Genomic DNA, 20,895 nt, shown 5'->3' on the forward strand with positions numbered 1-20,895 from the left:
TGCCGTGCCGTCCGATCGTGAGACCTCCGTCGAAGCGGAGTTCCTGCGGGTGGTCGGCCGGTTCGCCGGTCCGGCAAGAGGCGCCGGATTGCTGGTGATCAGCGTTTTCGGAGTGCTCGCCACGCCGTCGAGCGCGCTGCCGCTCGCCTTCGGTCTGCTCGCGCTGGCGCTGGTCACCGCCGTCGCCGAGTACCTGGTGGGAAAGACGGGCCGGGGCAGGCCGGTGGCGTTCGCGCTGGCGTTGGTGCGCGCCGCGGCGATCTGCGGCACCCAGTTCCTGACAGCGCCCGAAGCGGGCGAGCTGAACCAATGGGCCCTGAACGTCCTCACCATCACCGCGATCACCCTCCAGTGGGAATGGCCGCCGAAGATCACCGTGCCCGCCCTCGCCTGCCTGCTGGCGATCGAGGTGGTGCCGCTCGGCTTCGAGGGCGGTCTCTCGGTGGTACTGCGTGTGTTGCTCGAGGCCACCCTCGCCAGGGGCGCCTTCCTCCTGCTGTCGCGAACGACGCGTCGGATCGACCATCTCCGTGAGCGCCGTGCCCGGCTGACGCGTGAGGAATCCCTTGCCGTGGAACGACGACTGCGGGAACGGGAGTATCTGGCCGTCCTGCACGACACGGCGGCGGCCACCTTCCTCACAGTCGCCCAGCGCGGGGAAACGGCGGACCCTGCCGAGGTCGCCGGCTACGCCCGCCGCGATCTCGCGATCCTCACCGGCGAATCCGGTCCCGGCAGTGTGGTCGATCTCGAGACCTCGTTGCGCGGCGTGCTCGCGCAAAGCCCGGTGAAGGTCGAGACGCACTGGTCGCCGGTCCCGCCGATCCCGGCGTCGGCCGCGCTCGCCCTGGTGCGGGCCGTGCGTGAGGCGCTGGTGAACGTCGATCGGCACGCGGGTGTCGGCGATGCCCGGCTGACCGTGGAAGACGGAGTCCGGGTGACCGTCCGGGACGAGGGTCGCGGTTTCGATCCGGCGCGGACGCCGGCGCAGCGGCGAGGTGTGCGCGGTTCGCTCGTCGAACGCATGGCCGCGGCCGGCGGCCGGGCCGAGGTGACCTCAGCGCCCGGCGCGGGGACCACGGTGGAACTGGTGTGGCCGCATGAGTGAGACCGCGGACCGGGTCCTCGGCGGCTGCCGGATCGCGGTCCTGCTCGCGACGGCGGTGATCCAGGCCGTGCTGAGCCTGCCCCGGCTCGGCGACACGGCCGGCCGGTCCGCGTTCGTCGCGCTCGCCGTGGTGCTCGTCGTGGCGGCGTGGTGGGTCCTGCGCTGGAAGCCGGTCCCCTGGCCGGTCGCGCTCGCGGGGGCGGTGGTGGTCCTCGCCGCGTCGACGGTCGCCGTCTGGACGCTGCCGCCGGATCAGCTGCTCGGCGGGGACGACTGGGCGTCCGGCCTCGCGGGCTGGCATCTGCTGGTGCTGCTGCTGGACCGCCCCGCACTCGCGATGGGCGCGCTCGTCCTCCAGATGACGCTCACCTTCTCCCGGCAGATCGGTTCGGCGCCCGCCGATCGCGGCGAGATCGGCGGCCTGGTGATCGTCGGGCTCAGCGTGCTCACCTTCCAGGCCGCGACGCTGGCGCTGATCAGGGTCGTCAACCGGCGGGTGGGCGAAGCCGCGGAGGCCTCGGCGGAACGCGACCGGCAGGCCCACCGCAAGGCGCTCGCCGAGGAGCGCGAAGCCGACCAGCGGAGCCGGTTCGCCGGTCAGCTCGGCGCCACCCTGCCACTGCTCGCCGGACTCGCCGACCACACCTTGGACCCGCGCGACGAAGCGGTCCGGCGGCGCTGCGCGCTCGCGGCCACGCAGCTGCGGCGGCTGTTCGCGGAGAACGACGACGTCCCCGATCCGCTGCTGCACGAGGTCTCGGCCTGCGTCGATCTCGCCGAGCGGCGGGGACTGACAGTGACGCTGGCGGTCAGCGGCGAACCGGCGCCGATCCCGACCGGCATCCGCCGCGAACTGACCGGTCCGCTGATGACCGCGCTGGTCGCCGCCCGTTCGCAGGCCAGGGTCAGCGTCCTGCGGACCGATGACGAAATCCGCGTCGCGGCGATCACCGACGGTGAACCCGGTGCGACGGCGAACGGATCGGGCGCCGTCGACGTCGAATGGCACGCACTGGGAGAACGATCGTGGATGGAGGCGAAATGGCGTTCGCGACCGAACTGACCGCGGTGGTCGTCGACGATCATCCGGCCGTGCGGGCCGGAGTCGTGTACTGGCTGTCCTCGGGCAGCCCGCCGGTCACCGTCGTGGCGGAAGGCGAGGACGTGCGGGCCGCCTGGATCGGCGAAGGCGCGCGAGCCGACGTCGTCATCCTCGACCTGCACCTGAACAGCACCACCCCGGCCATCGGCGATCTGCGCCGGCTCATCGAGGCGGGCCGCCGCGTCGTCGTCTACTCGATGCGGGACGACGACGAGACCGTCCTTCAGTGCCTCGAACTCGGCGCGCTCAGCTATCTCACCAAGGCCGAGGGCGCCGAGCACCTCCTCGAAGCCGTGCGCGCGGCGGCGGCCGACCGGTCGTACACACCACCGTCGCTGGCGGGAGCGCTGGCCGGGGACCGCTCCGAGCGGCGCCCCGCCCTCTCCGCGCGCGAGACCGAAGTGCTCATCGAGTGGTTCCAGTCCGAGTCGAAGGACTTCGTCGCGCACCGGCTGGGCATCTCGCCGAACACGGTCAACTCGCATCTCGAGCGGATCCGGGTCAAATACGCCCAGATCGGCCGGGAGGCCCCCACCAAGGCCGCACTGGTCGCGCGCGCCATCCAGGATGGCCTGATCGGCGTAAGCGATTTGTGATCGGTTGTGGTGCGAACGGGCCACACTCGCCACCGCCGGTTGCGGCTACGGTGCGTGACGAGCTCGCCGGTACCGGTTCGGCGGAAGTCCTAGGAGATCCATGAAGTCCGCCCTGATCGCCGCCTGCTGCGTCGCCGCGCTGCTGCTTTCCGCCTGTGGCGAGGAAGCGGCCGGGAAGACCGTCCGAGCCGACGGCACCATGGCGCCGGGCAGCGAGCTGAAGGTCGGCGAACGCGCCGTCGTCCCGTTCAGCGACGCGGGCAAGTCCGGCACGATCGCGATCACCGTCAAGTCGGTCGAGATCGGCCCCAAGGAGGACCTCGCCGGGTTCAAGGACAAGGGCGAGGGCACGCTTCCGGTCTACGTCCGGATGGTGATCGAGAACGTCGGCGGCACGGATCTCGCCGACACTTCGGTGTCTGTGCGCGCGGTGGACGCGAACGGCAAGGGCACGAAGGTGATCATGGCCAGCGGCACCTCGGCCTGCAAGGGCGAGACAGCGCCGGAGAACTTCAGCACACCGGGCGCGACCTATGAGACCTGCGACACAGAAGGCGTCAAGGACGGTGGCGAGGTCGGCGGCGCGTCATTCGGCGGCGACGGTTACCAAGACGACCCCATCACCTGGAAGAAGTGAACGGCACCCCATTAAGCCGAACAGCGTAACCTTTTCGTAACCGTTCGTGGTGCGAATGGCCCACACTGTCTTACTCCCTCATCGACTACGGTGCGTGGCGAGAACGCCGGAGCAGGATTCGGCGGGGAGTCCGAGGAGATCCATGAAGTTCGACCGCATCGCCCTGTCCGCCACCGGCTGCGCCGCCGTGCTGCTGCTTTCCGCCTGCGGCGGTAAAGAGGAGTCGGGCAGCCCCGCTCCCCCCCCGGCGCCCGCGCCGACGTCGGCCGCGGCGTCCTCGCCCGCGACCAGCGGCACCGTCCCGGTCTCGAACGCGGACGCCACCGCGCCCGGCAGCGAACTGAAGGTCGGCGACCGCGCCGTCGTCCCGTTCAAGTACGGCAACGACAAGTCCGGCACCATCGCGATCACCGTCAAGGCGATCGAACTGGGCCCGAAGGAAGACCTCGCCGCGTACGGCGACAAGGCCAAGGGCATGACGCCGGTGTACATCCGGCTGACGGTGGAGAACGTCGGCGGCACGGACCTCACCTACAGCACGGTGCGGCTGCGCGCGGTCGGTCCGAACAACAAGAGCACCGGCGTGATCATCACCGGCGAGACCCCGAACTGCCAGTCCGAGACGGCGAAGAAGGACTTCAAGACCGTCGGCGCGACCTACGACACCTGCGAACTCCAGGCCGTCAGGGACGGCGGCGAGGTCGGCGGCGCGACCTTCAGCGACGGTGACGGGTACAAGGACGACCCGATCGTCTGGAAGAAGTAAGCCCGGTGACCTGACATCTTCTCGACTGTCCACAGGGGACTCTTCCCAGGTAGCAGTGCCTGATTCGGGCGTTTTGTGAAGTGGTCGTGAGTGGTAATGATCGTTCTAACGATCATTACCACTCACGACCACCCTCGAGAACCGCGCATCTAGCCATCAATCAGACATTTCACCGCTCGAAAGTGTCCCTTGTGGACACTCAGGAGCTTGACGCGCGCCTCGAGTAGCTCACGTCCCAGAACCGAACAGCGGTTATGCGACTTTGCCGCTTCCCTCCGCTCGGAGTTGGGAAGGACGCCTTCGCGTACCGGGAAGGTGTGGAGTTCGGCGCAGGACCCCTCCGAAGTGTCATGAAAGGGTCGTTCAGGACGAAAAACGTCCTGAACGACCCTTTCATGACACTTCGGGGCAAGAGCAGCAGACGCGGACTGGCCAGATGAGCGTGAAGGGGCCTTTCACGTACCGGGGTCCCGATCGATGACCGGGGCGCCGCAAGCCCGCCGCATTTAGAGGACTGAATGCGAAGAGCGCCCAGGGGCGCTCAGCCGCCGCACCGCGTTCGCGCAGGCGAGGGATTCCAGCAGCGGAACGGTCCGTTCCCAGCCCAGGCAAGCGTCCGTGATGCTCAGGTCGGGCCGCGGCGGCGTCGACCCGACGTCCTGCCGCCCGTCGGAGAGGTACGACTCGATCATCACCCCGGCCAACGCGTCGTTGCCCGCCGAGATCTGGTCCGCCAGGTCCGCGACGACCACGGGCTGCCGGTTGTGGTCCTTGCCGCTGTTGCCGTGCGAGGCGTCGACGACGAGCCGGTGCGGCAGGCCCGCGGTGGTCAGCGCGTCGAGGGCGTCCGCGACGGCGTGCGCGTGGTGGTTGGGTTTCGGGCCGCCGCGCAGGACGAGATGGGCGTCCGGATTCCCGGCGCTGCGCTGGATCCGCGGGCGTCCGTCGGCCGCGGCGCCGGGGAACACGTGGGGCAGCGCGGCGGCCCGGACCGCGGCGACGGCCGTGTCCAGCCGTCCCGACACGCAGTTCTTCATGCCCATCGGCATCGGCAGCCAGGACGCCAGCTGCCGGTGCGGCTGGCTGGCGACGGTGCGCGCGCCGATCGCGCCCCAGCTGATGGTGTCCGCGAAGTAGGGCGCCAGGAACGGGTCGACGAACTCGTACGCCAGCGGCAGCCCGGTCGCGGCGGCGTCGTCGAGGAACCTCCGTCCGATCCGGACACCGGAGGCGAGATCGCCTTTGCCGTCCAGGCCGGGGTCGGGTACGAGGCCGGTCCAGCCCGCGATCGTCCGCGGTTTCTCCAGGTAGGCGCGCAGGACCACGACGAGATCGTCGGCGAACCGGCGGGACGCCTCGGCGAGCCGGTGCGCGTATTCGAGCGCGCCGCCGGTGTCGTGCACGGAACACGGGCCCACGACGACGAGCAGCCGGGAGTCCCGCCGGGCGAGCACGTTCGCGACGGTTTCGCGGTGCCGGACGATCTCCTCCGGCACGAAGCCGGTCGTGACCACCTCGGCCGGACTGGGCAGCTGGTCAAGCATCCGCATGACCTCTCTTCTTGTCGGGGGCGGCCACCCCGGTCCGGGGCAGCCGCGTCGCACCGGCGACCGCCACGACGGCGAGGCCGAGAACACACCAGAAGGCGTCGGCGAAGGCCGCGGCCAGGTCCGGGCCGCGCGCGGCCAGCCGGGCCTGCAGCACCACGGCCAGTACCGCGGTGCCGATCGAGCCGCCGAGTGTGTTGAGCAGGTTCAGTGCCCCGGCGGCGCGGGGCAGCCGGGCGGGTTCGACCCGGCGGTAGACGATCGTCATCACCGGCGCGCCGATCAGCGCCGCACCGAAACCGCGCAGCAGCAGGGAAACCACGATCACCCAGTCCGGGAGACCCGGGCCGAGCTGGGTGAAGGGTGCGGTGCCGAGGGCGACCAGCCCGATCCCGCTCAGCACCAGCGTGCGTGGGGAGAGCCGGTCGACGAGCCGGTTCACCAGCACCGATCCGGCCGCCGCGCCGATGCCCTGCGGCACCAGCAGCAGTCCGGTGTCCCATGTGGACAGTCCGGCGCCACGCTGGAGGTACAGCGGCAACAGGAACATCGTGCCGAACACCGACGCGCCGAGCAGCACCAGCGCCAGCGCGGCGACCCCGAACGGCGGCTTCGTGAACAACCGCGGATCCAGCAGGGGTGCTTCGGCCCGCAGACCGTGCCGCACGAACGCCGCGAGCATCACGACGCCCGCCGCGACCCCGATCCCGGCGACCACCGGCGAGCCCTGTTCGAACCAGGTGAGCCCGAAGACCAGCACCGCGAGCCCCGGGGAAAGCAGCATCGCGCCCCGGAAATCGAACCGCTCCCCCTTGCCGCCGGGTTCGCCTGCCGGGACCCAGCGCCTCGCCAGTACCACGGCCACCACGCCGACCGGGAGGTTGACGTAGAACAGCCACGGCCAGTCGGCGACGGCGAGGATCGTGCCGCTCGCCAGCGGGCCGAGCACCGGCGACAACAGCGGCACGAGCCCGACGACGCTGATCACGCGGCCGATCCGGTCCGGCCCGGCGGCCCGCGCGAGCAGTGCCTGCCCGATCGGCGGCAGCAGGCCACCCGCGAGTCCTTGCAGGACACGGAAGGCGATGAGCGCGGGCAGCGTCGGCGCCAGCGCGCACAGCAGGGACGCCAGCAGGAACACGACGACGGCGGTGAGCCAGACGCGGCGGCCGCCGAACCGGTCGGCGAGCCAGCCCGACGCCGGCACCGCCGTGACCACGGCCAGCAGGTACGCCGTCGTCACCCATTGGACGCCGGTGACCGGTGCGCCGAACTCGTCGGCGAGGGTGTCGACACCGACCGAGACGATCGTGCTGTCCAAGGTCGCCATGAACGTGCCGAGCACCAGGACGGCCGCCGTGCGCCACAGCGCGGCGTCGATCGGGCGCGCGGTCATCGTTCGCCCACGAACCGGGCGGCGTCGCCGTCCAGCCAGGACGGCAGTTCCCGGAGGAACCCGACGAGGTCGCCTGCCAGCGACCGGGCGTCGGCGTCCCGTGCGTACAGGACGCCTTCCCAGCCGTTCTCGCCGGGAACGACGGTGACGCTCACCGGATGGTGCGTCCGTTCCCTGAACCTCGTCCCGGTGACGGTCAGGCCGGGCGCGGGTTCGCGCAGCTTCGCCGGATCCACCGGGTAGTTCTCGAACACGAGGAGGCTGTCGAACAGCCGCTCGCGGCCGGCGAGCGACGCGAGTTCGGGCAGGCCGATCCGGTGGTGCGCGGCCATCGCCTGTTGCCGTGCCTGCAAATCGGCCAGAGCCTCGGCGACCGTCCCGGTGAACCGAGCACGGACCGGGACGCTGTTCGCCAGCAGGCCGATGATCTCTTCGACACCGTCCACATCGGACGTCCGGTTCGAGGTCATCACCCCGAAACTGACGTCGGAGCGCCCAGCGTGGGCCGCGAGCACGGCCGCCCACGCGCCCTGCAACAGCGTGTTGACGGTGAGCCCGAGCGACGAGCCCAGCCTGGTCAGTTCCGCGACCAGCTGACCGTCCACAGTGAACAGCGCGGGTTCGGCGGATCCACCGGTGCGCGGCAGATGGTCGCCTTCGGGCAGGCCGTCGAGTTCCGCCCGCCATGCCCGGACGTCGGCGGAGTGATCGGCCGCGGCGAGCAGCCGGGTGTACCGGGTCGGCGGAACCGGCTCCGGCAACGGCTTTCCCGCGTACAGCGCGAACAGTTCGCCGAGAATCCGTGGTGCGGACCAGCCGTCGGACAGCAGATGGTGACTGGTCAGCACGAGGGTCTGGCGGCCGGGTCCGTGCCGCAGCACGGTGACCCGCCACAGCGGCCCGCTCACCAAGTCGAAGGGCGCCGCGAGCTCTTCGTCCAGTGCGGCGTCCAATTCGGACACTTCACGGACACGGAACCCGGCCCGCGGTTCGGTGGGAATCACCTGGACCTCGTGCGACGCCGGGAACACCGCACCGAGGTTCGGCTGCCGCCGCACCAGTGCGGCCGCCGCCGCCCGCAGTGCCTCGACGTCGAGGTCACCGGACAACGTGAACGCGGCCTGCACCGGATACGGATCCTCTTCCGCCGCGCGGGATTCACGCAGGATCACCTCCTGCAACGGCGTCAGCGGCAGGACCTCGCCGGTGCCCGGCACGTCGGCGGCGAGTTCGTCCAGTTCGCGGCGGAAATGCTCGCCGAGTACGGCGATCTCGTCCTCGGTGAACAGCGCGGACGGCCAGGTGAAGCGGACACCGAGCGTGCCGCCGTCAGGGACCATCGCGTTCACCGTCAGCGCGTACGGCAGCGGCATCTCCGCGCCGCCGCCGGAACCGAGCGGATCGGCGTCCGGCGGCCGCTGCCACAAGGTCTCCTCGACCGGTGCCTCGGGGAATCGGCCGAGATAGTTCCAGGCGATCTCGGGCCGTGGGCCGCCGACGCCGAGGATCCCGTGCCCGAGGCCGTCTCCCGCCGCGCGCAGATGGTCACGCACGGCCCGCAGCGCGTCCGGCAGCGGTCCGGCGGGCGGGGTGATCCGCGCGGGATGCACGGCGGTGAACCAGCCGGCGGTCTGCGCGAGATCGACCGTGCCCGCGAAGTCCGGCGTGTGCCCCGGCCTCCCGTGACTCTCCACAGCGACGAGCAGATCGGCCCCTGTCCCCCGCCAGGCGGCGACGGCGCGGGCGAGCGCGGTCAGCAGCACGGTGTCCGGGCCGGTGCGGTAGGCCGTGGGCAGTTCGGTGAGCACGGCGCGGGTCGTGTCCTCGCCGATGTCGACCCGGTGATGCCGGGCGGTCGCCACGGTGTCGCGTGCCGGATCGAGCCGGGTGCGGCCGAGCGTGGTCTCCGGCGCGGCGGCGATCCCCCGCCAGTACGGCAATTCGTCCTCTCGATGCGGAGCGGCGGCACGTAGCGACCGCGCCCAGCCGAGGAACGACTGCCCGCGCCGGTGCAGGGTGTTGCCGTGGAAGGCCTGTTCGACGTCGTCGAGCAGTACGCGCCAGGTCACCGCGTCCGCGACCAGGTGGTGCGCCACCAGCAGCAACCGTCCTGGCCGCTTCTCCCCCGCGTCCACGAGCACCGCCCGGAGCAGGGGCCCGGTCCGCGGGTCCATCCGTGCCACGATCTGCTCGACCTGCGCGTCCAGCGCTGCACGCGGATCGCCGGAGACGCGGACGGCGGTGAGCACGTCGGCACCGGTCACGGCGCCGACGTCCGGGACGCGCAACGCGTCCTCGACCAGATGCGCGCGCAGCACGTCGTGACGGGCGAGGACGGCGTCGAGCACCGACCGCCAGCGAGGGACGTCGTCCGCCGAAGGCACGCAGATCTCGGTCCACTGGCAGAAGCCGTCGGCCGCTTTCCCCGCACGCAGCAACAGATCGCGCATGATCGGCGTGAGCGGAGCGTCTCCGACCGCGTGGGCCTCTTCGGCCCGTTCGGGTTCGCCACAGCGAGCGGCGATCCCGGCGACCGTGCCACCTTCGAGGACGTCGCGAGCGGTCAGGTTCAGCCCTTCGCGACGGGCGCGGGAAACCACCCGCAGCGAGGCGATGCTGTCCCCGCCCGCGTCCAGGAAGCCGTCGTCCAGGCCGACGCCGGGGCCGAGCAGATCCCGGACCACCCGCAGCAGCACGGCTTCCGCCGGGGTGGCGGGTTCGCGCCCGCCATCCGACCGGGCTTCCGGCGCGGGCAGCGCGGCCCGGTCCAGCTTGCCGCTCGGACCGAGCGGAAGCCGGTCCAGCGCCACGAACGCGGTCGGCACCATGTACGCGGGCAGCTCCGCGGCGAGGTACTCGCGCAACGCGGCCGGATCCGGTTCGGCGCCGTCCACGGGGACGACGTAGGCGACCAGCCGGTCCTCCCGGACGATCACCGCGGCGGCGCGCACGTCGTCGTGCGCGGTCAGCGCGGTCTCGATCTCGCCGAGTTCGATCCGGAACCCGCGCAGTTTGACCTGGTGGTCGGCGCGGCCGAGGAAGACGATCTGCCCGTCCGGCCGCCAGCGGACCAGGTCGCCGGTGCGGTACATGCGCTCCCCCGGCGACCCGAACGGGTCGGCGACGAACCGTTCCGCGGTCAGCGCGGCCCGGCCGACGTAACCCTGGGCGAGCTTCGGCCCGGCCAGGTACAGCTCGCCGGTGACGTTCGTGCCGACCGGGAGCAGCCCGCCGTCGAGCACGTACGCGCGGACCTCCGGATCCGGACGGCCGATGGGCAGTGGCCCGGGATCGGCCGGGTCGTAATGCCAGGTGACCGAGTTGATGGTGACCTCGGTCGGCCCGTAGGCGTTGAACAGCGCCCGCCGGTTCCCCCAGCGCCGCGCCAGCTCCGGGTCGAGCCGTTCGGCGCCGACGACGAAGAACACGTCCGGGTCGACGGTGGCGTCGTCGGGCATCGCGGAGAGGAACGAAGGCAGCAGGTTGAGCCCGGTGACGCGGTGTTCGGCGGCGTAGGCCAGCAGGTCGTCGCCGGAGATCCGGACCTCCTCCGGCGCGATCACCGAGGTGCCGCCGGACAGCAGCGGCAGCATGAACTGCCAGAAGGCGACGTCGAAACTCGTCGAGGCGAAATGCAGGTACCGTTCGGCGGTCCCGATCCCGACGATGTCCTCCTGCAGCGCGATCAGGCTCGGCACGCCGCGGTGCGGCACCGCCACGCCCTTGGGTTTTCCGGTGGTGCCGGACGTGTAGATGACGTAGGCGAGCGCGTCTTCGCTGAGCCGGACGGCCGGATCGCTGTCCTTTGCAGACAGCTCATCCGAGCTCACGACAGGAAGACCCTCGACGTCCGAAGTGGACACGACGGCGGCGGGCCTGATGTCGTCGAGCATGTACGCGAGCCGGTCGGCCGGGTAGTCCGGATCCATCGGCACGTGCACCGCGCCCGCCTTGATCACGCCGAACAACGCGACCACGAGGTCGACGTCGCGCCGCAGCAGGACCGCGACCGGGTCCTGCGGCTTCACTCCGGCGTCGATCAGCGTGTTCGCGAGCCGGTTGGCGCGGCGGTCCAGTTCGGCGTAGGTCAGGCTCCGGTCGCGGCACACGACGGCTTCGGCGTCCGGGGTCTCGCGGACCCAGCGGCCGAACTCCTCCAGCATGCCGCCGCGTTCGCGCTTCGGCTCCGGGCCTTCGCCGAGACGCAGCATCGCGCGTTCTTCGCCGGCGTCGAGTGCGCGCAGCCGGGCGACCGGCCTGGACGGATCGGTGACGATCTCGGTCAGCACGGCACGCAGCCAGCGGCCGTAGGACTCGGCCTCCTCGCGAGTGAAGGCCTGGGGCTGGTAGCCGAGGCCGACGGTGAACTCGTCGCCGGGCAGCACGATCACCGTGAGCGGGTAATGCGTGGCGTCGGTGATGTCGACCCCGACGAGGTCCAGCCCGGGTGCCAGGGTGGTGCGGGCGCGGCTGGAGAGCGGGAAGTTCTCCATCACCAGCATCGTGTCGAACAGGTCGCCGACGCCGGCCGCGCGCTGGATGTCCGGCAACCCGGCGTGATGGTGATCGGTGAGCCGCACGCTCTCGGTGTGCACACGCTCCAGCACGGTGGCCGCGGTGTCGGCGGCGTCGAAGCGCACCCGCACGGGGATCGTGCTGCCGAGCTGCCCGATCATGCGCTCGACACCGGGGACGTCGGCCGGACGGCCGGAGACCGGGCAGCCGAAGACCACGTCGCGGCGGCCGGTCAGCCTGGCGAGCAGCACACCCCAGGCGGTCTGGAAGACCGTCGTGGGAGTGATCCCGCGATCGCGGGCGAAGGCGCGCAGCCGCTCGCTGTGTTCCCCGCCCAGTTCGACGGTGACGCGGTCCGGACGCTCCACAGTGGACTCGACACTCGCCGGGGCGAGCCGGGTTCCCTCGTCGAGCCCGGCCAGCGCCTCGCGCCAGGCCTCCAGCGCCGCGTCCGAATCGCGTTCGCCGAGCACCCGGTGGTACTCCGAAAGCGGCGGCGCGACCGGGGCGGCCGGGCCGCCGCCGAGTTCGGCGTAGGTGGCCAGCAGCGTGCGGCCGACCAGCGGCATCGACCAGCCGTCGAGCAGCGCGTGGTGGTTGGTGAGCACCAGGCGGTGTTCGTCCGGGCCGAGGGTCAGCAGCAGGAACCGGATCAGCGGCGGGGTCGCCGGGTCGAACGGCCGCGCGAGTTCGGCGCGGCACTCGGGCTCGACCTGCTCCGGCGAGACCTGCGCGAACCGCCAATCCAGGGTGACCTCGGCGGGCACGACCTGGACGACCTCGCCCGCGTCGGTGGTGTGCAGGTGAACGCGCAACGCGGGATGCCGCCTCAGCACCTCCGCCGCGGCCTCCCGCATGCGGGCGGCGTCGAGCGCGCCGCTGAGCAGGGTGACGGCCTGCACCACGTACACGTCGGTGTCTTCGGTGCCGCGCGCCAGGGTGTGGAACGAAAGCCCGGTCTGCAACGGGGTCGCGGGCAGCACGTCCTCGACCCGGCCCAGGCGTTCGAGCGTGTCGATGTCGGCCTGGTCGAGGCCGACCAGCGGCAGATCCGAGGGCGTGAGCCCACCGCCGTCCGGTCCGATCCGCGCCGCGTGCGCGGCCAGGGCTTCCAGCGCGTTCGACCACGCTTCCTGAAGCGCCGCAACACTTTCCTCCGGCAGGACCTCGCCCGCGGCGGTCCATTCGACGGCCAGCCGGGGACGGCCGTCTTCACGGACGAAGCAGTTCAGCGCCAGTACCTGTTCCAGCGACTTGGCGTCCGGTTCGGTGACCGCGAACGGATCTTCTTCAGGCAGCCGCCAGCCGGTGCCGGGCAGCGCGGCGAATCGGCCGAGGTAGTTCAGGACGACGTCCGGCGGTGGGACGGCGGCGAGTTCGTCCCGGGTCAGCGGGTCGAGGTAGCGCAGGACACCGAAGCCGATGCCGTTGTCCGGGACGGCGCGTTTGGCTTCCTTGGCCGCCCGCACCAGCTTTCCGGCCGCGGCGTTGCCCGCGAGCGCGCTGTCGAAGTCCGTGGTCGCCGCCACCGCGGTGGCGGGTACGCGCAACGGATGCTCGGCGGTGAACCAGCCGACGGTGCGCGAGAGGTCCATCCCGTCTTGATCCCGGCCGTGGCCTTCGAGGGATACGGTTTCCGCCTCGACCGGTGCAGCCCGCCACGCTCGAAGGGCGAGCACCAGCGCGGCGAGCAGGACGTCGTCCGGTCCGGCACGGTAGGCCGCGGGCAAGCCGTTGAGCACCGCGTCGGTCTGCTCCGGCGACGCGAGGGTGACCGAACGCCGCGCGGTCGAGACCGTGTCCACGGCCCGGTCGAGCGGCCGGTGGCCGAGACGCGGGCCGTCGAGCGCGCCGCGCCAGTGTTCGAGCTCGTCGCGCCGGGCGCCCGAAGTCCCTTGCTCGGCAAGGTGAAGCGCGTGCCGCCGCCAGGACGTCCCGACCGGTTCGAGCGGTTCACCTCCGCACGCGGCGCGCAGGTCCGGCAGGAGAACCCGCCAGGAGACGCCGTCGATCGCCAGGTGATGGATCACGATGACGAGGTGATCCGGCAGCAACGCGACCCGGAGCACGCCCTTTCGGAGATCAAGGGACTCGGCCAGCTCCGCCGCGACCTCGGCCGGTTCGCCGGTCGTCTCGATGACCACGTCGGACGCCTTCACCACGCCGCGTTCCCGAACCCGCATTTCGTCCTCTAAATGCAGCCGGAGGACGTCGTGGTGGTCAAGGAGCGTTTGCACGCCCTCGATCAGCAGGCCGGGGGGAAGGTCCTCGTCGAGCCGGATCGCGGTCCATTGCGTGTACCCGGCAACGGCCGCGACGTCCGGATGCGGGTCGAGCAGGGCGCGGACGATCGGCGGGGCCGGCACCTCACCGACGGGTTCATCCGGCGGTGCGGCCGGGCCGCCGATCTCCGTGCTCGCCGCGGCCAGCGCTTCGAAGCTGCGGCGGGCCAGCAGGTCACGCGGGCGCAGGTCGAGACCGTGCGCGCGCAGCCTGCTGCTGACGCTGATCGCGGTGATGCTGTCGCCGCCCAGCGCGAAGAAGTCGTCGTCGACGGCGACCTCTTCGACGCCGATCACCTCCGCGATGGTGGCGCACAGCAGCCGTTCGCGTTCGGTGGCCGCGGTCCGGCCCGCCGCCGCACGCGGGGCGGGCAGCGCGACCCGGTCGATCTTCCCGTTGGAGGTCAACGGAAGCGTGTCGAGTACGACCACCGCGGCGGGTACGAGATGCTCGGGCACCCGCCCGGCGAGCTCGGCGCGGACCTCGTCCGGGACGACCTGGCCGACGACGTACCCGACGAGCCTAGGCCCACGCACTGCGGCCGCCGCCGCGCGCACTCCCGGGACAGCCGCCAGCGCGGCCTCGACCTCACCCAGTTCGACGCGGTGGCCGCGCACCTTCACCTGGCCGTCGCGGCGGCCCAGATACTCCAGCCCCCGGCCGGGCACCCAGCGGACGAGGTCTCCGGTGCGGTACATCCGGTCACCGGGAGCGCCGAACGGATCTGCGACGAACCGTTCGGCGGTCGCACCGGGGCGTCCGAGATAGCCGCGCGCCAGATGCGGTCCGGCGAGGTACAGCTCGCCCGGTGAGCCCGCGGGCGCGGGACGCAGCGCGGCGTCGAGCACCCGCACCGCCGTACCGGGGACCGCGGTCCCGATCGTCGGTTCCCCGGTGTCCAACCAGGATCCGGCACCGTCCACAGTGGCCTCGGTCGGGCCGTACATGTTGCGGGCGCGAACACCCGACTCCACGACCCGGTGCCACAGCGCGGGCGGAGTCGCCTCGCCACCGAGGACGAGCAGGGCGGGCGGGTGCGGGCCGTCGAGCAGTCCGGCGTCGACGAGCGGCGCGGCCATCGACGGCGTGGTGTCGACGACGTCGATCCGGTCGCGGGCGAACGCGGCCAGCAGTTCGTCGGCGTCGCGGGCGACGTCGGTGCCGTAGACGTGGAGTTCGTGCCCGAACAGCAGCCACATCAACTGGTCGAGCGCGGAGTCGAAGGCGAATGAGTAGGTGTGCGCGACCCGGAGCCGCCTGCCCGCGGCGCGTTCGGTCTCGGCGACCGTGGTCGCGCGGTGATGACGCAGCAGTGTCGCCAGTCCGCCGACCCGGCCGAGGACGCCCTTGGGACGCCCGGTCGAGCCGGAGGTGAAGATGACGTACGCGAGATGATCCGGGTACCGCGGCACGTCGAGCGGCGAAGAGTCCAGTGTGGACAGATCGGTTTCATCCAGCAGCAAATGCGGCCCGGGCACGATCTCCGCGGCACCAGCGATCGTGAGCACCGCACCCGCTTCGGCGGCGAGCTCCCGCAGCCGCTCGACGGGGTGTGCGAGGTCCAGCGGCAGGAACGCGGCCCCCGCGTCGAGTACGGCCAGCAGGGCGACGACGAGATCCGCCGACCGCGGCAGAGCCAGCGCGACGACATCATCGGGACCAACACCGCGAGCCCGCAAGGCCCGCGCGAGCCGGTGTACGCGCGTGACGAGTTCGCCGGCGGTCAGCCGTTCGTCGCCGAAGACCAGAGCGGTCTGTTCGGGATCGAGCCGGTCCAGAAGTTCAGGTACGCCAAGCAGTTCGCCGTCCGGCGCGGGTGTCGTCCACGCCTCCAGCAACGCGTCCCGCTCCCCCGGCGGAACGAGGTCGGCGCCACCGACGGCCGGGCCGTCCGGTTCGGTCATCGCGGTGATCAGGCAGCGCAGCGCGGTCAGCTTGGCGTCGACGGCGGCCTGGTCGTGGGTCCGCGCGTCGACCTCGAAGCCGAGCAGCAGCCCGCCGTCCGAGGTCGGGAGAACCGACAGGCCCATGTCTTCCGGCGGTCCACCGGCGACGTTGCGCATGGTGCCGCGCGAGCCGGCGAAGTCGAGCTTCAGGTCGAACGCCTTGAGGTTGATGCCGCGGCCGTGCAGCAGCGCCCCGGCACCGGGCAGCTCCTGCGGCAGATCCTCGCCGCGATACCGCTGGTGCGTACGCATCTCCTTCAGCGCGCCCGCGACCCGCGCGGTCAGCTCGGCCGCCGAATCCTCCGGGAGCACCGTGACCCGCAGCGGCAGCACGTTGACCGCCATCGCCGGGGTCCGCAGCGCCGCGCCTTCACGGCACATCAACGGCATCGCGAACACGACGTCGGTCCAGCCGAGCACACGGTGCAGGAAGGCCGCGTAGCAGGCAATCAGGGCGTCGCCCCACGTCGTCCCGGCGCGTTTGCCCAGCTCTCGCAACCGGGCCAGGTCGGAAGCGGGCAGGACCGACCGCGCGGTCACCGTGCTTTCGGGAGGCCCCGACGCGCCACTGCCGTCGTCGATATCCGGCAACGGCGTGAATCGCTCGCGCCAGTACTCCCGGTCCTGCTCGAACCGTTCGCTCTCGCGATAAGAGCGGTCGGCCTCGACGAGATCGGCGAACCGAGCGAACGTCGAGGGCGGCACGTCCTTGCCCAGGACCGAAGCGGTGTAGCGAGCGGCCGTCCGGCGCGCGAGCATCGCCGCGGTGTAGCCGTCGAACACCAGGTGGTGCCCGAGCTGGGTGAACCACACGTGCGACTCGGAAAGCCGCAGCACGAGATGGGCGAACAGCGGCCGGTCCACCATGTCACGGCACGCCTCGGCGACCCGGCTGCGTTCGGCCTCGACCCGTGCGTGCGCCGCGGCCACCGGATCGGCCTCACCGCGCAGATCCACCACCTCGGGCGACGGCACCGCGTCGTCCGACACCACCTGACGTGGCCCGTCCGCCGTCTCGAAGACGCGCAGCCGCAGGCTGTCGGCCTCCTCGGCGGTCGCGCGGATCGCCTCGGTCAGCGCATCGACGTCGACCGGCCGGTCACCGACGATCTCGATCACGTCGCCGACGACGTAGTACGGCGAGTCGGGCTCCAGCCGCTGCGCGGTCCAGATGCCCAGCTGGGCTCCCGTGAGGTTCAGCATGAGGGCACCACCATCGGGGTTCCGGTCACCGGGTCGGGCACGACGACACTGGGGAGATCGAAGACCTCCTTCATCAGCTCGGCGTCGACGATGTCGGCGGGCGCGCCTTCCGCGACGATCCGGCCGTCCCGCAACGCGACGAGGTGATCGGCGTACCGGCAGGCCTGGTTGATGTCGTGCAGGACGGCGATCACCGTGCGGCCCTCGTCGCGCAGGCGCGCCAGCAACCCCAGCAATTGGTACTGGTGCGCGATGTCGAGGAACGAGGTCGGTTCGTCGAGCAGCAGGTACGGCGTCTTCTGCGCCAGCACCAGCGCCACCCACACGCGCTGCCGCTGTCCACCCGAAAGTTCCTGCACCGGCCGGTCGGCAAGACCCGCCACCCCGGCCGCGGTCATCGCGTCGAGCACCGCGCGTTCGTCCTCTTCGGACCACGACGCGAACAGCGACTGATGCGGGAACCGGCCGCGCGCGACCAGCTGCCGGACGCGGACGTCCTCCGGCGCCACCGGATCCTGCGGCAGGAAACCGAGTTCCCGCGCCAATCCCTTGCCGTGGAAGGAACCGACGTCCTTGCCGTCGAGCAGGACCTCGCCTTCGGCCGGCCGCAGCAGCCGGACGAACGCGCGCAGCAGCGTCGACTTGCCGCACGCGTTCGGTCCGACGACGGCGGTGAACGCCCGGTCGGGCACGTCGAGGGTGAGCCGGGTCGACACCACCCGGTCGCCGTAGCGGAGGGTCAGGTCCCGAGCGGTCAAGCGGGCACTCATGTGCGCCGCACCTCCTTGGTGAGCAGCCAGATCAGATAGCCGCCGCCGATCACGGTGCTGATCACACCGACCGGCAGCGCTTCCGGCGCGAGCAGCATTTGGGCGGCGAGGTCGGCGCTGGTCAGCAGCACGGCACCGGTGAGGGCGGCGGGCAGCAGGGAAATACCGGGCGTGCGGGCCAGCCGCCGCCCGATCTGCGGGGCCGCCAGCGCGATGAACGCGATCGGCCCGGCGACGGCGGTGACCGTGGCCGTGCAGCCGACCCCGAGCAGCACCAGTACCAGCCGCAACCGGTCCCAGCGGACGCCGGTGGTGACCGCCAGCGCACCGCCGAGCGCGGCCTGGTGCAGTGCCGGTGCCCGGGTGAACAGCACGGCGAACAGCACCGCGAGCACCGCGAACGGGATCGCGACGTCGTCCCAGCGGGCCCCGTTGAGGGAACCGGCGTTCCAGCCGACGGCCGCGATCGCGATCTCGAGTTCCGCGCGCAGCACGATCCACGAGTTCAACGCGGTCAGCATCGCGTTGATCGCGATCCCGATGACGATCAGGCGTAGCCCGGACAGCCCGCCGCCGAGCGACAACGCGTACACGATCGCCGCCGTGAGCACGCCGCCGACCACCGAACCGACGGTGAGCTGCGTCGACGTCCCCGAAAGCACGGTGATCGCGAACAGCGCTCCGGTGTACGCGCCGGCGTCGAGGCCGATCACGTCCGGGCTGCCGAGCGGGTTGCGGGTGATGTTCTGGAAGATCGCGCCCGCCAGCCCGAGCGCGGCGCCGAACACCAGCCCGGCCAGCACCCGTGGCAGACGCCATTCCCGGATGACCACGCCCGGGCCGCCGCCGGAACCGGTGAGCGCGGCGAACACGCGGGAGGGACTCGCCCACGCCGCGCCGTAGCAGAGCCCGAGCAGCGTCAAACCGGCGATGACCACGATCATCGCCACGAGGAACCAGAGGGTGCGGCGTTCCAGCCGGGCGGAGAACCGCCCGCGCCGCAGGACGAATGTGTTCACAGCGGCGCCGCCCCGTATTTGCGGACGGCCCAGATCAGTACCGGGCCGCCGAGGAACGCGGTCACGATCGCGACCGGGACTTCACCGGTCGGCAGCAGGACCCGGGATCCGACGTCCGCGGCCAGCATCAGGACCGGGCCGAGCAGTGCGGCGAACGCGATCAGCCACGGGATCGACGCGCCCGCCATCCGCCGGGCCAAATGCGGCACGATCAGCCCGACGAACAGGATCGGCCCGGCCAGCGCGGTGGCCGCGCCCGCCATCAGCGTGATCAGCAGCAGGGTGACGGTCCGGACGCGGGCGACGTTCGCGCCGAGCGTATGCGCGACCGTCTCCCCGAGCGCGATCGCGTTCAGCTGACGGCTCACCGCGAACGCGCCCAGCAGGGACAGGCCGATGATGATCAGCGGAACCGTCGTCGGCGACTGTTCCCGGCCCGCCAGCGAACCCACCGACCAGAACCGGTAGACGTCGAAGGTGTCCGGGAACAGCAGCCGCAGGCCGAGGGTGAGGCCCAGCAGCACGGCGCTCAGCGCGGTCCCGGCGAGCACCAGCCGCAGCGGCGACTTGCTGCCGACCGCGTACACCAGCGCCGAAGCGCCGAGCGCGCCCAGCACCGCCAGGCCCAGCTCGGCGGGCGCCGACGCGGCGAGGCCGAACGACGAACCCACCGCGATGGCGAACCCGGCCCCCGCGGTCACGCCGAGCACGCCGGGTTCGGCCAAAGCGTTGCGGGACAAGGCCTGCACGAGCACGCCGCCGACAGCGAGGGCCGCGCCGACGCCGACGGCGAGCACCGCCCTCGGCATCCGGATGTCCAGGACGATCGCCCGGTCACTCGGGTTCCCGTCGCCGAGCAGGGCGCGCACGACCTCGCCGGGGGCGATGGCGTGCGCGCCGATGCCGACGCTCAGCACGGCGACCACGACGAGCCCGAGCAGTGCGGCGCCGGGCAGCGCGGACCGCCCGGTGGTGGTCACTGCTTGAGCAGCGGCGCGAACGCCTGGTCGACAGCGTCCAAAGTGGACGTCGCGGCCCGGTAGGTGGCGGCCTCGGTGTAACGGAACGCGTAGACCTTGCCCGCCTTCACCGCGGGGAGTTCCTTCCACAGCGGCGAGTCGAGGACGTACTTGACCGGCGCCGGCACGGAACCGTCCGGTCCGACCGAGTAGCTGATCGCGTCGGCCTCGGCGAACGCCGTCGGCATCTCTTCGATCGACGGGTACTCGCTGACGTCCTTGGAGCCGCCGCCCTTGACCTTGACCTGGCCGTAGTAGGTGGCGCCGATGTCCTGTGCGGCGTTGGTGCCCCAGGAACCGTTGAACTCGCGCTGGAAGTTGCCCTTGGCGACCTCGCCGTACGCGCCGACGTGGCCCAGCTTCAGCTGCGGCAGCACGGCCTTGTACTTCTCGGCCAGTCCCTTGGCCTTGGTCTCGTACGCGGTCTTGACTGCGTCGAACCCGGCGGCCGCACCGGCGGCGTCGGCCTGCTTGCGGGACAGCTCACGCCACATCGACGGCACCGACGGGCCGATCGCCACGACCGGCGCGATCGCTTCGAGGCGCTTGATGTCGATGTCGGCGAGCACCGGCTTCGGCACGCCGATGACGATGAGGTCGGGATCGGCCTGCGCGATCGCCTCGTAGTTCGTCTCCGCCGCCGTCTCGCCGGCGATCTTCGCCAGTTCGTCGTACTTCTTGCGCTCCTGCTCGTTGAACAGCGGGACACCGCGCTTCCAGCTGGACACCCCGACCAGCGGCGCACCCGCTTCGAGCAGGGCGGGCACGGCGTAACCGGTGGCGATGACCCGCTTCGGCGTGACGGGGATGGTGATCTGGCCGTTGTCGGCGGCGAACACCCGGGTCGGACCGCCGTCCGCCGCCTGCCCGGCGTCGCCGGAACCACAGGCGGTGGCCGCGGTCACGACCGTCAAAGCGAGCGCGAGCGCTCCGGCGAGGCGGCGGGTTCTTGTGGTGCGCATGGGTTTCCTCGTTATTTCAGTGGGGT

The 20,895-nt window shown here is 71.6% G+C and carries 12 protein-coding genes; 5 read left to right on the forward strand and 7 right to left on the reverse strand.

Annotated features, from left to right (window positions below):
• Positions 1-4 precede the first annotated feature (4 nt).
• The 5 genes from DMH03_RS24750 to DMH03_RS24770 all read left to right on the forward strand — a co-directional run bounded on the left by DMH03_RS24750 (position 5) and on the right by DMH03_RS24770 (position 4,209).
• Positions 5-1,108 carry a sensor histidine kinase gene (locus DMH03_RS24750; RefSeq protein ID WP_125794382.1) on the forward strand — a complete coding sequence of 368 codons (1,104 nt, stop codon included), beginning with the start codon at positions 5-7 and terminating at the stop codon, positions 1,106-1,108.
• The gene (locus DMH03_RS24755) at positions 1,101-2,171 is read left to right on the forward strand and encodes a histidine kinase (RefSeq protein WP_125794383.1); all 1,071 of its coding nucleotides are present in this window, start codon (positions 1,101-1,103) and stop codon (positions 2,169-2,171) included. Before DMH03_RS24750 ends, DMH03_RS24755 begins: the two co-directional genes overlap by 8 nt.
• Positions 2,150-2,806 carry a response regulator transcription factor gene (locus DMH03_RS24760; RefSeq protein WP_125794384.1) on the forward strand — a complete coding sequence of 219 codons (657 nt, stop codon included), beginning with the start codon at positions 2,150-2,152 and terminating at the stop codon, positions 2,804-2,806. The genes DMH03_RS24755 and DMH03_RS24760 overlap by 22 nt, the downstream gene beginning before the upstream one ends.
• Before the next feature lie 100 nt (positions 2,807-2,906).
• Complete coding sequence (locus tag DMH03_RS24765) at positions 2,907-3,443, forward strand: hypothetical protein (RefSeq protein WP_125794385.1); 537 nt, start codon at positions 2,907-2,909, stop codon at positions 3,441-3,443.
• Positions 3,444-3,585: 142 nt separating this feature from the next.
• The gene (locus DMH03_RS24770) at positions 3,586-4,209 is read left to right on the forward strand and encodes a hypothetical protein (protein ID WP_125794386.1); all 624 of its coding nucleotides are present in this window, start codon (positions 3,586-3,588) and stop codon (positions 4,207-4,209) included.
• Between the two features lie 506 nt (positions 4,210-4,715).
• Here DMH03_RS24770 and DMH03_RS24775 read toward each other — a convergent pair.
• Genes DMH03_RS24775 through DMH03_RS24805 form a run of 7 tightly spaced genes read right to left on the reverse strand, consistent with a single transcriptional unit; the run spans position 4,716 to position 20,869 of the window.
• Positions 4,716-5,759, reverse strand: coding sequence for a 3-deoxy-7-phosphoheptulonate synthase (locus tag DMH03_RS24775; protein WP_125794387.1), 1,044 nt, complete (start codon positions 5,757-5,759; stop codon positions 4,716-4,718).
• On the reverse strand, positions 5,746-7,152 hold the full coding sequence (locus DMH03_RS24780; RefSeq protein ID WP_125794388.1) for a DHA2 family efflux MFS transporter permease subunit: 1,407 nt from the start codon (positions 7,150-7,152) through the stop codon (positions 5,746-5,748). The genes DMH03_RS24775 and DMH03_RS24780 overlap by 14 nt, the downstream gene beginning before the upstream one ends.
• Complete coding sequence (locus DMH03_RS24785) at positions 7,149-17,099, reverse strand: non-ribosomal peptide synthetase (RefSeq protein ID WP_125794389.1); 9,951 nt, start codon at positions 17,097-17,099, stop codon at positions 7,149-7,151. The genes DMH03_RS24780 and DMH03_RS24785 overlap by 4 nt, the downstream gene beginning before the upstream one ends.
• Positions 17,093-17,869 carry an ABC transporter ATP-binding protein gene (locus DMH03_RS24790; protein WP_125794390.1) on the reverse strand — a complete coding sequence of 259 codons (777 nt, stop codon included), beginning with the start codon at positions 17,867-17,869 and terminating at the stop codon, positions 17,093-17,095. The genes DMH03_RS24785 and DMH03_RS24790 overlap by 7 nt, the downstream gene beginning before the upstream one ends.
• On the reverse strand, positions 17,866-18,888 hold the full coding sequence (locus tag DMH03_RS24795) for an iron chelate uptake ABC transporter family permease subunit (RefSeq protein ID WP_199749002.1): 1,023 nt from the start codon (positions 18,886-18,888) through the stop codon (positions 17,866-17,868). The genes DMH03_RS24790 and DMH03_RS24795 overlap by 4 nt, the downstream gene beginning before the upstream one ends.
• Positions 18,885-19,868, reverse strand: coding sequence for an iron ABC transporter permease (locus tag DMH03_RS24800; protein WP_125794391.1), 984 nt, complete (start codon positions 19,866-19,868; stop codon positions 18,885-18,887). Before DMH03_RS24800 ends, DMH03_RS24795 begins: the two co-directional genes overlap by 4 nt.
• Complete coding sequence (locus DMH03_RS24805) at positions 19,865-20,869, reverse strand: ABC transporter substrate-binding protein (protein ID WP_125794392.1); 1,005 nt, start codon at positions 20,867-20,869, stop codon at positions 19,865-19,867. The genes DMH03_RS24800 and DMH03_RS24805 overlap by 4 nt, the downstream gene beginning before the upstream one ends.
• Positions 20,870-20,895: the final 26 nt, after the last annotated feature.

This window comes from Amycolatopsis sp. WAC 01376 (genome assembly GCF_003947415.1).
Taxonomy (GTDB): Bacteria; Actinomycetota; Actinomycetes; order Mycobacteriales; family Pseudonocardiaceae; genus Amycolatopsis.